This is a genomic window from Bradyrhizobium sp. USDA 4516 (assembly GCF_054055915.1).
On the sequence record NZ_JBSRXT010000001.1, the window covers coordinates 2938063 to 2952254 of the forward strand.

Sequence of the window (14192 nt, forward strand, 5' to 3'; positions counted from 1 at the left end):
GTCTCGGCAAGCGGCAGTCCTCCAAGGCATCGTCCCCTAAAGAATCGGCGGCCCGGCCTGCCACTGCCTGATCGCCTCGAACGGGTGGATCAGCATGATGATGTTCAGTGTCAGATTGTCGCGAATGTGAAGCAGCAGCACGGTTTCGAACAACACGCCGAGCGCGACGGTCGCCGCGATCGGCAGCTTGCGCGCCAGCAGGAAGCCGACAACCATCGCAAGGGTGTCCGACACCGAATTGACGATGGTGTCGCCGTAATAGTCCAGCGAGATCGTGCCGGCGCGGTAGCGCTCGATGATCCAGTTGGAGTTTTCGACGAGCTCCCAGCTGCCTTCGATCAGCATCGCGACAATCAGCCGCCCGGGCCAGGCGAGGCGCGGCAACAGGAGGAAGGTCAGACCGTAGAACAGCAGGCCATGGAGCACATGCGACAGCGTGTACCAATCGGCGATGTGCTGCGAGTTCTCCGAGCTCTGAACCGAGCCATGCCAGAGCTTGACGTAGCCGCAGGCACAGATCGGCAGACGGCCCATCGCATAAAGCAGCGCCGCCTGCAGCACCAGCAGCGCTGCCGCGATCGCCAGCCAATGCCGCGCTGAAACGCCGGTGATGGGCTTGTGCGCGATCGTCATGCGTCGCGTGCCATCAGCAGCGCCGGCCCGTCCGGCGTATCGACCATACCCATCTTTCGAAAACCCGCCTTCTCGTAGGCGCGGATCGCGCGCGCATTGGCCGGATCGGGATCGGTGACGATGCGTGGCGCGCCCTGCGCCAGCCGGTCATCGACAAAGGCGCGGATCAGCGCCGAGCCGTGGCCACCTGCCATCATGTCGGGCTCGCCGATGAAGAGGTCGACCCCGCGCGTGCCCTCAGGCTGGACCCCGAAGCCGGAATTCCACGCCGTCAGGTCGTAGCACTGGATGTAGCCCAAATCGGACGCATCGGCCGCGACGATGAACTGGTCCATGGCCGGCTCATCGAGGTCGCCGCTGACCAGCGCATATTGCTCGGCCGGATCGCCCCACCATTCCCGGACATGCGGCAATGCCAGCCACTGCTTGACCAGCGGCAGGTCGGCCGGCGTCATCGGGCGGAAATGATAGGGGCTGGCCATGCTCAGCCGCCGATCGTCTCGATCGTCACGTTCCGGTTGGTGTAGACGCAGATATCAGCGGCGATATCCAGGGCGCGGCGGACGATGGTCTCGGCGTCCTTGTCGGTATCGACCAGCGCGCGGGCCGCGGCGAGGGCGTAATTGCCGCCGGAACCGATCGCCATGACCCCGGATTCGGGCTCCAGCACGTCGCCGGTGCCGGTCAGCACCAGGGAAACGTCCTTGTCGGCCACGATCATCATGGCCTCCAGCCGGCGCAGGTAGCGGTCGGTCCGCCAGTCCTTGGCGAGCTCGACGGCCGCCCGGGTGAGCTGCCCCGGATATTGCTCCAGTTTGCTTTCCAGTCGCTCGAACAGGGTGAAGGCGTCGGCGGTGGCGCCGGCAAAGCCGCCGATCACGTCGCCCTTGCCGATCCGGCGGACCTTCTTGGCATTGGCCTTGATCACGGTCTGGCCGATCGAGACCTGCCCGTCGCCGCCGATCACCACCTTGCCGCCCTTGCGGACCGTGCAGATCGTGGTGCCATGCCAGACCGGCAGCTCATTTGGGGATGCTTGCATAGGTTACCTCTCTTCCGGGCAGATTTAGGCGGTCGGGCAGGGGGTTACAATCGGGACGAAATCGGCGTGTTTTCAGGCGAAGTGGGTACCGGTTCGCGTGAGGAAAGCGCGGCAGAACCAGATCGACAACGAATTCCGGTCACCATGGCCGGAAGTTGGGGCGTTTCGAGGTCATCCCGCAGTAGCGAAGGTGACATCAGCCTGTTAAAAGACCGGCGTTTTCGGCACGGGAAAGCTTAATTTTCATGCGCACCGCAACCATCAAGCGCAAGACCAAGGAGACCGACATCGAGGTGACGGTCAACCTCGACGGAGCAGGCGTATCCACGGTTTCGACCGGGATCGGCTTCTTCGACCATATGCTCGACCTCCTGGCCCGGCATTCGCGCATCGACATCACGGTGAAGGCGGATGGCGATCTCCATGTCGATTACCACCACACCACCGAAGACGTCGGGATCGCGCTCGGACAGGCCGTGAAGCAGGCGCTCGGCAACATGGCCGGCATCACCCGCTATGCCTCGATCCACATGCCGATGGACGAGACGCTCTCGCGCGTCGTGATCGACATTTCCGGCCGCCCGGTGCTGGTGTTCAAGGCCGAATTCCCGCGCGACAAGATCGGTGAGTTCGACACCGAGCTGGTGCGCGAATGGTTCAACGCCTTCGCGATGAACGCCGGCGTGACTCTGCACGTCGAGACCCTATATGGCGAGAACAGCCATCATATCGCCGAATCCTGTTTCAAGGGTCTGGCGAGGGCGCTGCGGACGGCAATTGCGATCGATCCGCGTGCCCAGGGCGAAGTGCCCTCGACCAAGGGTCAGCTCGGCGGCTGATCTCTGGAGCATGATCCGGGAGAGTGGATGCCGGTTTTCCGAAAGATCGTGCTTTAACTAAGAGTCCATCCTCGGCGGAGCGTTCGATGCCGGTCTATACAGTGCATGCCCCCGTGGCCAACGGCGCCGATCTCGCGGCGACCGACAAGTTCGTCTTCGTGCGCGACGGCTTCCATTTCTGGGCCGCGGTTGCGGGCGTGATCTGGCTGGCCTGGCATCGGCTCTGGCTGGCGCTGATCGGCTGGTTCGTTCTTACTTTCGTGATCGATTACGCGCTGGCCAAGCTTGGTGTCGGCCGTAGCGCGATCTTCTTAGTCGACCTGGTGCTGATGGTGTTGCTCGGCCTCGAGGCCGCGACCCTGCAGCGCTGGACGCTGTCGCGGCGCAGGTGGCGCCAGATCGACATCGTCGTGGGCGACGATGCGGAGGCCGCTGAGCGCCGCTTCTTCGCGCGCTGGACCGCGCGGCATCGCGGCGCCGTCCACGATCAGCGCTCGGTCGATCGCGGCGCGCCGCCGCCGACCCGCGACGTTCCGGGTCAGTCATTCTCAAAACCCCCGTCGATGCCGCAAGGCGGCATCATCGGATTGTTTCCAGAGCCAGGAGGAACGCGATGACCGTTGCAATCATCGATTACGGCTCCGGCAATCTGCATTCGGCGGCCAAGGCCTTTGAGCGCGCCGCGCGCAGCATGGAGGATCCGCAAGCCATCAAGGTGACGCGCGATCCCGATGCGGTGTATCGCGCCGATCGCATCGTGCTGCCCGGCGTCGGCGCGTTCGCCGATTGCCGCCGCGGCGTCGACGCGGTCGACGGCATGCTGGAGGCGCTGACCGAGGCGGTGCGGGTCAAGGCCCGGCCGTTCTTCGGTATCTGCGTCGGCATGCAGCTGATGGCGACGCGCGGCAAGGAGCACGTGATCACCGAGGGCTTCAACTGGATCGGCGGCGATGTCGAGAAGATCGAGCCGCGCGACGAGAGCCTGAAGGTCCCGCATATGGGCTGGAATACGCTCGACATGGTGCGCGAGCATCCGGTGCTGGAGCGGCTGCCGCTCGGGCCGAAAGGACGTCACGCCTATTTCGTGCACTCCTATCACCTCAACGCCGCCAATGAGGCGGACGTGCTCGCGCGCGCCGACTATGGCGGGCCGGTGACCGCGATCGTCGGCAAGGACACCGCGATCGGCACCCAGTTTCACCCCGAGAAGAGCCAGCGCTTCGGCCTCGCTTTGATCGCCAATTTCTTGAAGTGGAAGCCGTGATTCTCTTTCCAGCGATTGATCTGAAGAACGGCCAGTGCGTGCGCCTGGAGCAGGGCGACATGGCGCGCGCCACCGTGTTCAATCTCGATCCGGCGGCGCAGGCGGCGAGCTTCGCCGCGCAGGGCTTCGAATATCTCCACGTGGTCGATCTCGACGGTGCCTTCGCCGGCAAGCCGATGAATGCGCATGCGGTGGAGGCGATGCTGAAGGCCGTCACCATGCCGGTGCAGCTCGGCGGCGGCATCCGCGACCTCAAGACCATCGAGGCCTGGCTCGACAAGGGCATCACGCGCGTCATTATCGGCACCGCCGCGGTGCGCGATCCTGAGCTGGTGAAGGGCGCGGCGAAGACATTCCCCGGCCGTGTCGCCGTGGGCCTCGATGCGCGCGACGGCAAGGTCGCGGTCGAAGGCTGGTCCGAGACCTCGCATGTGACCGCGCTCGAGATCGCGCAGCGCTTCGAGGATGCCGGCGTAGCCGCGATCATCTTTACCGACATCGCCCGCGACGGCCTGCTCAAGGGCCTCAACCTCGACGCCACCATCGCGCTTGCCGACCGCATCTCGATTCCAGTGATCGCCTCCGGCGGCTTTGCCTCGATCGACGACGTCAAGGCGCTGCTGGAGCCGCGTGCGAAGAAGCTGGCCGGTGCGATCGTCGGCCGTGCGCTCTATGACGGACGGCTCGATCCGGCCGCTGCCCTTCAGCTGATCCGCGGCGCGTAGGAGGAGATCATGTTCAAGGTTCGCGTGATCCCGTGCCTCGACGTCAAGGACGGCCGCGTGGTCAAGGGCGTCAACTTCGTCGATCTGCGCGACGCCGGTGATCCGGTCGAGGCCGCGATCGCCTATGACGCCGCCGGCGCCGACGAGCTCACCTTCCTCGACATCACCGCCACCCATGAAAACCGCGGCATCATGCTGGACGTGGTGCGGCGGACGGCGGAAGCCTGCTTCATGCCGCTGACCGTGGGCGGCGGCGTCCGCACCGTCGACGACATCAAGACCCTGCTGCGCTCCGGCGCCGACAAGGTCTCGATCAATTCAGCGGCCGTTAGCCGGCGCGAATTCGTCAAGGAAGCGGCCGAGAAATACGGCGAGCAATGCATCGTGGTCGCGATCGACGCCAAGCGGGTCAAGCGCGCCGGCGGCTCGGACCGCTGGGAGATCTTCACTCATGGTGGACGGAATGCCACCGGGATCGACGCCATCGAATACGCCCAGGAGGTCGTCTCGCTCGGCGCCGGCGAAATCCTGCTGACCTCGATGGACCGGGACGGCACCAGGCAGGGCTTTGACCTGCCGCTGACTCGGGCGATCGCGGACAGTGTCCCCGTACCGGTCATCGCGTCCGGTGGTGTCGGCAATCTCGACCACCTGGTCGACGGCGTCCGCGAGGGTCACGCCACCGGCGTGCTGGCCGCGTCGATCTTCCACTTCGGGGAATTCACCATCCGCCAGGCCAAGGATCACATGGTGCGCGCCGGCCTGCCGATGCGGCTCGATCCCTAGCGTGAGCGTGGTCAGGAAAAGTGGAAACCGGTTTTCCGTGAAGACCACGCTCAAACAGGGAGAGCTGGGACTCCTTGTCACAAAAATGCTAAGTCCCCACCTAAGGGATGGTACCCGTGCGGTGCCGCTGTGCATGCTTGAGTTGAGTTGATGTCGCGTTTCACGGTCCACGATCTGGCCGCCACCATCGACGCCCGCGCTGCAACGGGCGGTGAGGCGTCCTACACCCGCAAGCTGCTCGACAAGGGCGCGGAGCATTGCGCCAAGAAATTGGGCGAGGAAGCGGTCGAGACCGTGATCGCCGCGGTCGAGAATGACCGCGATCACCTCATCGCCGAAAGTGCCGATCTCGTGTTTCACCTGCTGGTTCTGTTGAAATCCCGCGGCGTGAAGCTGGAGGACGTCGAGGCCGCGCTGGAGAAGCGCACCTCGATGTCGGGACTGGAAGAGAAGGCGTCGCGCAAGCGCGACTAGCGCAAATGATCGAGCGCATCGAGAGGGGCGGCCTCATGGACATCCGGGCACCAGATCAACAGTACAACCCCTACCGCATCTTCACGCGCCAGCAATGGTCGCATCTGCGTGACGATACGCCGATGACGCTCGAGCCCGGCGAGTTCGATCGCCTGCGTTCGATGCACGATCGCCTCGATTTGCAGGAGGTCGAGGACATCTACCTGCCGCTGTCGCGGCTGCTCTCGATCTATGTCGATGCGACGCAGCGGCTGTATTACTCGCAGCGCCAGTTCCTCAACATCCGCGACCGCAAGATGCCCTACATCGTCGGCGTCGCCGGATCCGTCGCGGTCGGCAAGTCGACCACGGCTCGCGTGCTGCAGGCGCTGCTGGCGCGCTGGTCGCCGCGGCCGAAGGTCGACCTGATCACGACCGACGGTTTCCTGTTTCCGAATGCCGTGCTCGAGCGGCAGGGCATCATGCAGAAGAAGGGCTTTCCGGAAAGCTACGACCTGCCGACGCTGCTGTCGTTCCTCAGCGACATCAAGGCGGGACGGCGCCGCGTGCGCGCGCCGGTCTATTCGCATCTGACCTACGACATCGTGCCGAACAAATGGGTCGAGATCGACCAGCCGGACATCCTGATCGTCGAGGGCGTCAACGTGCTGCAGACCGGGCGGCTGCCGCGCGACGGCAAGGCGGTGCCGTTCGTCTCCGACTTCTTCGACTTCTCGGTCTATATCGACGCCGACGAGGCCGTGCTGCGGGAGTGGTACATCAAGCGCTTCCTGGCGCTGCGCGACACCGCGTTCACCGATCCGAGGTCCTACTTCCACCGCTATGCGCCGCTGTCGGACGAGGAAGCCACGGCGACCGCGATCGCGATCTGGGAGCGCACCAACCTCGCCAATCTCGAGGACAACATCCTGCCGACCCGCCCGCGCGCGACGCTGATCCTGAAGAAGGGCGCCGACCACGTGGTGCAATCGGTCGCGCTGCGCCGGCTGTAGTAGGAACCGTATCTCAGCGAAAGCGCCACATCACAGCTGTCGTCCCCGCGAACGCGGGGACCCATAACCACAGGTACCTGTGATTTGCAGCGCTGTAGCCCCAGCGGACGCAAAACTGGCTTCGGTGGTTATGGGTCCCTGCTTGCGCAGGGACGACACTGAGGTATTGGCTGCTACGCCGCAATGTGCCGTGCGGCGGCGAGGCCCGCGAGCGCTTCTTCCAGCTTTTCGCGGTCGAGCGGCTTGATCAGAAAACCGTCCATGCCGGCTTCGAAGCAGGCATAGCGGTCTTCCACCAGCGTATTTGCCGTCAGTGCCAGGATCGGGGTCCGGCGGACGGATTGTGCCGCTTCATGGGTGCGGATCTGCTTGGTGGTCTCGATGCCGTTGAGGCGCGGCATCTGGATGTCCATCAGCACGAGATCATAGGGCGTGCCGGCTGAGGTCGCCGACAGCCAGGACTCCATCGCCTGCTCACCATTGGTGGTGATGACCACGTTGTGGCCGAGCCGGGTGAGCAGCGAGCGCATCAACAGCGCGTTGATCTCATTGTCCTCGGCGACCAGGATCGAGAGCCCCTTGTCCGGCAGCGCGGACGCAAGCGCTGTGGGCGCGGACTCGGCGGCCGCCTCGATCGCGAGGCTCGGCGCAGCGACTTCCGGCGATGCGGTCAGGCGCGCGGCGAGCGACGACGCGCGCAATGGCTTCACCAGGTAGCCGGTGAACATGGCTGACTCGGAAGCCGAAAGGTCCTGCCGCGTCGCCGGCGTGAACATCACGATGCGATGGGTTGCATGGAGGCGGGAGGCGTCGGCAAACGCCTCCATCGCCGGCGTGCCGAGCGTGTGGTCGATCAGCACCGCATGCCAGCTCCGCTCCGGCAGCAGCGCCTCGGCGACGTTGGCATCCGACACGATGCAGGTCTGTGCGCCCCAGCGCTGCAACCGCCGCGAGATCAGCGAGACCTCGATGCTGTGTGGCGCCACCAGCATGATCGACTGTCCCGTCAAGTCGGGCGCGGCGAAGCCGTTGGCCTCGCCGGTATCGGCGGCGACGAGCGGGATCGACACCTCGAAGGTCGAGCCGGCGCCCGGCGTGCTTGCGAGCGTGATGCGGCCGCCCATCCGCTTGACGATGCGGTCGCTGATCGAAAGGCCGAGGCCGGTGCCGCCATAGCTGCGCGCGATCCGGTCGTCGGCTTGCTCGAACTCCCGGAAGATACGCTGCTGCGCATCCGGTGCGATGCCGATACCGGTGTCGCGGACCAGGAAGCTGATCTCGTTCGGCCAGATGCCGGGCTCGACGATCAGCGCCACGCCACCGGTCGCGGTGAACTTGATGGCGTTGCCGGCGAGATTGAGCAGCACCTGACGCAGCCGCGCGGCGTCGCCGGTCACCTGCATCGGCAGCCGTTCGTCGACATAGGCGGCGATCTCGATGCCCTTTGTCTGCGCACGCGGCGCCAGCAGCTCGGTGATGTCCTCGATCAGGCCGGACAGCGCGAACGCGCGGTGTTCGAGATCGATCTTGCCGGCCTCGATCTTGGAATAATCGAGCAGCTCCTCGATCAGCGCGAGCAGCGCGTCGCCGGATGTCTTGACCGCCTTGACGTAGGTCATCTGCTCCAACGTCAGCTGCGTATCCATCAGCAATCCGCTCATGCCGATGATGCCGTTCAGCGGGGTGCGGATCTCGTGGCTCGCCATCGCAAGGAAGCGCGACTTGGCGCGGTTGGCGGCGTCGGCCTGATCGCGCGCTTCGGCGAGCGCGCGCTCGCTCTCGGTGCGGTCGGTGACGTCGCGGCCGACGCTCTGCATCTCCGCAGGCGCGCCGGCATCGTTGCGCACGAGGCCTTCACGCCACGCGATCCAGCGCGGTCCGAGCGGTCCCTCGATCTTCTGGTCGTAGACCCGCGTGCCGTTGGATTCGAGCGCGGTGTCGCCTTGTTCGAGCACCTTCAGCGTTGCGGTGCTGCCGATCAATTCGCTGCGGGGCCTCTGCGCCAGCTCGCAATAGGCATCGTTGGCATAGGTGATGAGCCCGTCGAGGTCGCGCAGCACGATCAAATCGTCCTGCGCCTCGAACAGGGTAGAGGCGCGCTGCTCGGCCTCCTGCAGTTCCCAGTTGCGGTCGGCCATCGCTTCATTGTGCATGGCGATGGTGCGCAGCCGCTTGCGCATCAGCCGCAGGCGGATGCCGAGCGTCACGATCCAAAGGCAGGCGAGCGCGAACAGGAAGCTGACCCCGATCGCGAATGCATTGGGATCGTAGCCGCTCTGTTGCGAGAGCGCGCCCGAAATGAACCCGAAGGCGCTGCCAAACGCGACGGAGAAGATCGTGAACGAGCGCACGATCGTCGCGAGCCAGGAATGGCGCCGGAGGAAGCGGCGAAGGCGCAACTTGATCCGGAAGAAACGCCCCATCAATGGTGACCCTGAGACAGCTTGATCTGGCGCTGACGATGCGTCGGCCAGCTTGCAAAGTGCTTGAAATTGGTGGCCATTTCGCGCTGCCCTCAGAACAAGGTTAGCGGGAGGTTAATTCCGCCATGACCCGGTTCGGGACGCGCTTGTCAGGTGCGGGCGTTGCGGCTTCGAGGCGGCGGTGTCCGCCGCGGGCGCTGACGATCAGGGCCGCGGCATCCCGCGCTGAGAACGTCTTCGACTGCACGAAGACACGATAGTCGGACGGGCCAGCATCACGCGTCAGATAGATGACGGGGCCGGTTGCCGAGGCATCGCCGGAAATCCCGATCAGCTGCGCCGTCGCGCTGCTCTCGCAGGCGCCGGCCTCGGCGTCGTCGATGTCGTCGATCACGGTGAAGTCGGCGGCGTCGGCGCTGTCGGCGATCTGGACCCGGACGGTGGCCTGGCTGGGGTCGTCAGTGAAGCTGACGTGAAGCTGCGCCAGCCGGGGGATCGATGCGATCTGCATCGTGGCGCCGCCCACCTCGATGCAGGGCCGCGGGCCCGGCAGGAATTCGGCGCGGGCAAGGACCGCGGCCACGGCAAGGGGGACCACCGAGGTCAAAATCTTCAAACGCAACATGACACAACTCGCTCGACCCAAGCTTGCCGCCGATCGCGGTGCTTATGGTTTGCGGAGCGTAAATGAGAGTGGTTACTGTCACGTTGACGCGGCGGGCACCGGCCGGAAGCCGGCGGAGATCACGCCGCGCGGCGCAAATCGTCGGCCAATGCACGATAAGACAGCGCTTCGGCGAGATGTAGCCGGCCGATCGTCTCGGCGCCGTCGAGATCGGCAAGCGTGCGCGCCACCCGCAGCACGCGGTGATAACCGCGCGCGGTGAGGTGCATGTTGTCGGCGGCCTCGCGCAGCAGCTTCTGCCCATGCGCGTCGGGTTGCGCGATGGTCTCGAGCAGCGAACTCGGCGCTTCCGCATTGGTGCGGACATGCGGCATGCCGGCAGCCGCATAGCGCGCGAGCTGGATGTCGCGCGCGGCCGCGACGCGGGCGGCAACCTCGGCCGATCCCTCCGCCGGCGGCGGCAGGATCAGATCGGCCGCGGTCACGGCGGGCACCTCGATCCGCAGGTCGATGCGATCCATCAGCGGGCCGGAGATCCGCATCTGGTAGTCGCCGGTGCAGCGGTCGAGCCGGCCGCGCTTGCAGGAATAGCCGGGTTCATAGGCATGGCCGCAACGGCACGGGTTCATGGCTGCGACCAGCATGAAGCGCGCCGGATAGGTGACGCGGTGGTTGGCCCTGCTCACCGAAACCTCGCCGTTCTCCAGCGGCTGACGCAGCGAATCCAGCACGCGCGGATCGAACTCCGGCAATTCGTCGAGGAACAGCACGCCCTGATGCGCCAGCGAGATCTCGCCCGGTTTGGCGCGCATGCCGCCGCCGGTCAGCGCGGCCATGCTGGCGGAATGATGCGGGCTGCGGAACGGGCGTCGCGCGGTCAGGGCGCCGTCGCGGATCTCGCCGGCAACCGAGGCGATCATCGAGACTTCGAGCAGCTCCGACGGCGACAGCGGCGGCAGGATCGAGGGCAGTCGCGCCGCCAGCATCGATTTGCCGGCGCCGGGCGAGCCGATCATCAGAAGATGATGACCGCCGGCGGCGGCGATCTCGAGCGCGCGTTTCGCGCTCTCCTGGCCCTTGATGTCGCGCAGGTCCAAAAGCGTTTCCTCGCGCTCATGCACCTTCGGCTGCGGCCGCGACAGCACCTGCGTGCCCTTGAAGTGGTTGGCGATCTGGATCAGCGATTCTGCCGCGATGATCTGGATGTCCGGACTGGCCCAGGCGGCTTCCGAGCCGCAGGCGGCCGGGCAGATCAATCCCTCGTCGCGCGAATTGGCGCCGATTGCCGCGGGCAGCACGCCCGCCACCGGCGCGAGCGAGCCGTCGAGCCCGAGCTCGCCGAGCACGGTAAAGCCGTTCAGCGCATCCGGCGGGATCGCGCCGATCGCCGCCATCAGGCCGAGCGCGATCGGCAGGTCGTAATGGCTGCCCTCCTTGGGCAGGTCAGCGGGTGCGAGGTTGACGGTGATGCGGCGGGCGGGAAGCGCGAGGCCGGAGGCGATCAGCGCCGAACGCACGCGTTCGCGGGCTTCCGACACCGCCTTGTCGGGCAGGCCGACGATCGCGAATGCCGGCAATCCCGGCGCAACCTGCACCTGCACGTCGACCGCGCGGGCCTCGATCCCCTCGAATGCGACGGTGGAAACGCGCTGGACCATGCTGCCCCTATTCTTCCGCAATCGAAGGTAGCGGAACCGAGCGGCAAGTGCAAGAACATTACAAGAACGTTCGCGGCGCCGAGGGCTGGTCGCCCGGTACCAATTCACCGCGCGGCGCTTCCGTTTCCGGCCGGCGCGGTGGCGTCGGGCGTCGCGCGCCATGACGCGCCTCGCGCGATCGAACACAGCTCGCATCGTCGACAACTGCAGGAATCATTCTCAAGAATCATTCCAGCACGACGAGCATCGCGCGCTTATTGTCGCAGCGCGTCGTCGATTTCCCCGCGGTTTCAGTGTTCGCACGCTGATCGCGCGCGCAGTCTCGATCTATTCCAACTGCCGAGGTCTGTACTCGCGAGCCCCGCGCTGTAGAGCCGGATCACAAATCCATCCAGGCTGACATCAGGGGCGCCTTCGCGTGATCGATCGACTTGCTTCGCATTCCACCCGTCAACATCCAGCGCTGCGAACGATCGGTCTGTGTACCGCCGCCGTCCTTGCCGCAGGAGTCACGACTGAACGCGCCGACGCGCAATCGGAACTGCCGCCGGTGAGCGTGGACGCGCCTCAGCAGCGCGCGATCACTGCGAATGCAAAACCGGTTCGTCGTCCGGTGGCCGCACGCGCGAGCCGCGCCAACCGCGTGGCTCGATCCCAGCAGGCGACGCCGCCAGCGGCGGCACGATCCGGTGCCGGCGCCGGCGAGCGAGCCGGCGGTCCGGTGGTCGGGTTCGTTGCCGCGCGTTCGGGCACGGCGACCAAGACCGACACGCCGCTGATCGAAATCCCGCAATCGATCTCGGTCGTCACCACGGACCAGATCAGGAACCAGGGTGCGGAATCGGTGGGCGCGGCATTGCGCTACACCGCCGGCGTCAGCGGCGACGTGAATGGCGGATCGGACACCCGCTTCGGCGGCCTGCAGATCCGCGGCTTCGACATGACGATGCCGGGCCTCTATCTCGACGGCCTGCGGCTGCCGAGCAGCAATTATGTGCACTTCCTCGGGCTCGATCCGTACGGAGCCGAGCGCCTCGAGGTCCTGAAGGGGCCATCCTCGGCGATGTTCGGCGGCAGTGGCACCGGCGGCATCCTCAACTATGTCAGCAAGCTGCCGACTGCACGCGAGTTCGGGGAAGTGTCGCTGTCGGGCGGCAGCTTCAACCGCTATCAGGGCGAGTTCGACATCGGCGGCCGCGCCAACAAGGAAGGAACGGTGCTGTGGCGCCTGACTGGCGTCGCGCGCGATGGTGAGACCCAGGTCGACTACACCAAGGACAATCGCGTCTTCATTGCGCCCGCCGTCACCGTGAAGCCGAATGAGGACACCACGATCACCTTCCTCGCGAACTACCAGAAGGAACGCACCGGCTGGGGCCTGCAATTCCTGCCGCCGTCCGGCACCGTCTGGGCCAATAACGGCCGCTACATTCCGAACACGCGCTTCGTCGGCGAGCCCGGCTTCAACCAGTTCGACACCGAGCAATCCTCGGTCGGCTACATGCTGTCGCACGACTTCAACGAGGCGCTGACCTTCCGCCAGAACCTGCGCTATTCGTGGATGCACAACGAGCAGAAGAGCTTCTACGGCACCGGCTATGCATCGGCGGCCGACGAAGCCGCGGGCCTGCTGTCGCGCGGCGGCGCCGGCGGCAGCTCGACGATCGATTCCTTCGCGGTCGACAACCAGCTGCAGGGCAAGTTCGTCACCGGCATGCTGAGCCATACGACGTTGTTCGGCGTCGATTACCGCAACACCTCGTTCCGCGACATGGCCTCGAGCTACAGCACCGGCAAGCTCAACGTCTTCGCGCCAGTCTATACCAACAGCTGGACCAACAACGGACCGTATGACGACACCGGCATCAAGCAGTCGCAGGCCGGCCTCTATCTGCAGGACCAGATCAGGCTCGGCCGGCTGTCGTTTCTGCTTGGCGGGCGGCAGGATTTCGTCACCACCGACCTCGACAACAATCTCGCGAAAACGTCGACGTCGACCGACGCCTCGGCATTCACCGGTCGCGCCGCCGTGATGTACAATTTCGACAACGGCATCGCGCCCTATTTCAGTTATTCGGAGTCATTCCTGCCGGTGCTGAGCACCAATGCCGCCGGCGAGCTGCTGAAGCCGGAGTCCGGCGTGCAGTACGAAATCGGCGTCAAGTACCAGCCGGTCGGCATCAATGCGCTGATCACGCTGGCCGCCTTCGACCTGACCCGGTCCAACGTCGTCACCTACGCCCCGCCGTTCTATTTCGCCGAGCAGACCGGCGAAGTCAGGTCGCGCGGCGTTGAGCTCGAGGGCACCGCGACACTAGTCGAGGGCGTCAACATCCGCGGCGGCTACGCCTATGTCGACGCTGAAGTCACCAAGGATCCCGTCAATGTCGGCAAGGCGCCGACCACGGTGCCGCTCAACCGCTTCTCGCTGTGGGGCGATTACACCGTTCAGGGCGGTCCGCTCGCCGGGGTCCAGTTCGGGGCCGGCGTCCGCTATGTCGGATCGACGTTCGGTGACGATGCCAACACCTTCAAGGTGCCGGCGTCGACGGTCGTCGATGCGCTCGTCGCCTATACCAGGGACAATTATCGCCTCTCGCTCAACGTCACCAACCTCGCCGACACGCGCTACGTGGCAGCCTGCTACGGCAACACCAGCTGCTTCTACGCGGAGGGCCGCAAGGCGATCGCGAAGCTGACCTATCGCTGGTGATCACCCCACAACTTGCTG

General features: G+C 65.5%; 14 protein-coding genes. 8 read left to right on the forward strand and 6 right to left on the reverse strand.

Annotated features, from left to right (window positions below):
* Positions 1-36: 36 nt before the first annotated feature.
* From ACVI1L_RS13520 to hslV, 3 genes are read right to left on the reverse strand one after another with little or no spacing between them, the layout of a single operon-like run.
* A complete protein-coding gene (locus ACVI1L_RS13520; protein WP_076833688.1) occupies positions 37-633 on the reverse strand; it encodes a DUF2585 domain-containing protein in 597 nt (198 codons plus the stop codon).
* A complete protein-coding gene (locus tag ACVI1L_RS13525; protein WP_456783091.1) occupies positions 630-1115 on the reverse strand; it encodes a GNAT family N-acetyltransferase in 486 nt (161 codons plus the stop codon). Before ACVI1L_RS13525 ends, ACVI1L_RS13520 begins: the two co-directional genes overlap by 4 nt.
* 2 nt (positions 1116-1117) lie before the next feature.
* Entirely contained in the window at positions 1118-1675 is a 558-nt protein-coding gene (gene hslV / locus ACVI1L_RS13530) for an ATP-dependent protease subunit HslV (protein WP_057020343.1), read from the reverse strand.
* A gap of 245 nt (positions 1676-1920) precedes the next feature.
* Here hslV and hisB point away from each other — a divergent pair, with 245 nt between their 5' ends.
* From hisB to coaA, 7 genes are all read left to right on the forward strand, one after another.
* The gene (gene hisB / locus ACVI1L_RS13535; protein ID WP_016841476.1) at positions 1921-2514 is read left to right on the forward strand and encodes an imidazoleglycerol-phosphate dehydratase HisB; all 594 of its coding nucleotides are present in this window, start codon (positions 1921-1923) and stop codon (positions 2512-2514) included.
* 86 nt (positions 2515-2600) lie between these two features.
* Positions 2601-3131, forward strand: a complete 531-nt coding sequence (locus tag ACVI1L_RS13540; protein ID WP_456783092.1) for a DUF2628 domain-containing protein — start codon at positions 2601-2603, stop codon at positions 3129-3131.
* Entirely contained in the window at positions 3128-3778 is a 651-nt protein-coding gene (gene hisH, locus ACVI1L_RS13545) for an imidazole glycerol phosphate synthase subunit HisH (protein WP_028341984.1), read from the forward strand. The genes ACVI1L_RS13540 and hisH overlap by 4 nt, the downstream gene beginning before the upstream one ends.
* Positions 3775-4503 carry a 1-(5-phosphoribosyl)-5-[(5-phosphoribosylamino)methylideneamino]imidazole-4-carboxamide isomerase gene (gene hisA, locus ACVI1L_RS13550; protein WP_057020434.1) on the forward strand — a complete coding sequence of 243 codons (729 nt, stop codon included), beginning with the start codon at positions 3775-3777 and terminating at the stop codon, positions 4501-4503. Before hisH ends, hisA begins: the two co-directional genes overlap by 4 nt.
* Before the next feature lie 9 nt (positions 4504-4512).
* A complete protein-coding gene (hisF, locus tag ACVI1L_RS13555; protein ID WP_038382736.1) occupies positions 4513-5289 on the forward strand; it encodes an imidazole glycerol phosphate synthase subunit HisF in 777 nt (258 codons plus the stop codon).
* 150 nt (positions 5290-5439) lie between these two features.
* Entirely contained in the window at positions 5440-5763 is a 324-nt protein-coding gene (locus tag ACVI1L_RS13560; RefSeq protein ID WP_028341982.1) for a phosphoribosyl-ATP diphosphatase, read from the forward strand.
* Between the two features lie 35 nt (positions 5764-5798).
* Positions 5799-6755 carry a type I pantothenate kinase gene (coaA, locus tag ACVI1L_RS13565; protein ID WP_026192056.1) on the forward strand — a complete coding sequence of 319 codons (957 nt, stop codon included), beginning with the start codon at positions 5799-5801 and terminating at the stop codon, positions 6753-6755.
* Positions 6756-6928: 173 nt separating this feature from the next.
* Here coaA and ACVI1L_RS13570 read toward each other — a convergent pair whose 3' ends face one another.
* The 3 genes from ACVI1L_RS13570 to ACVI1L_RS13580 all read right to left on the reverse strand — a co-directional run bounded on the left by ACVI1L_RS13570 (position 6929) and on the right by ACVI1L_RS13580 (position 11461).
* Positions 6929-9178, reverse strand: coding sequence for a response regulator (locus ACVI1L_RS13570; RefSeq protein WP_456783093.1), 2250 nt, complete (start codon positions 9176-9178; stop codon positions 6929-6931).
* Between the two features lie 103 nt (positions 9179-9281).
* A complete protein-coding gene (locus tag ACVI1L_RS13575; protein WP_456783094.1) occupies positions 9282-9803 on the reverse strand; it encodes a hypothetical protein in 522 nt (173 codons plus the stop codon).
* Between the two features lie 119 nt (positions 9804-9922).
* Positions 9923-11461 carry a YifB family Mg chelatase-like AAA ATPase gene (locus ACVI1L_RS13580; protein ID WP_456783095.1) on the reverse strand — a complete coding sequence of 513 codons (1539 nt, stop codon included), beginning with the start codon at positions 11459-11461 and terminating at the stop codon, positions 9923-9925.
* 721 nt (positions 11462-12182) lie between these two features.
* Between ACVI1L_RS13580 and ACVI1L_RS13585 the strand changes: the two genes are divergently transcribed.
* Complete coding sequence (locus ACVI1L_RS13585) at positions 12183-14174, forward strand: TonB-dependent siderophore receptor (protein WP_456785551.1); 1992 nt, start codon at positions 12183-12185, stop codon at positions 14172-14174.
* Positions 14175-14192 lie beyond the last annotated feature (18 nt).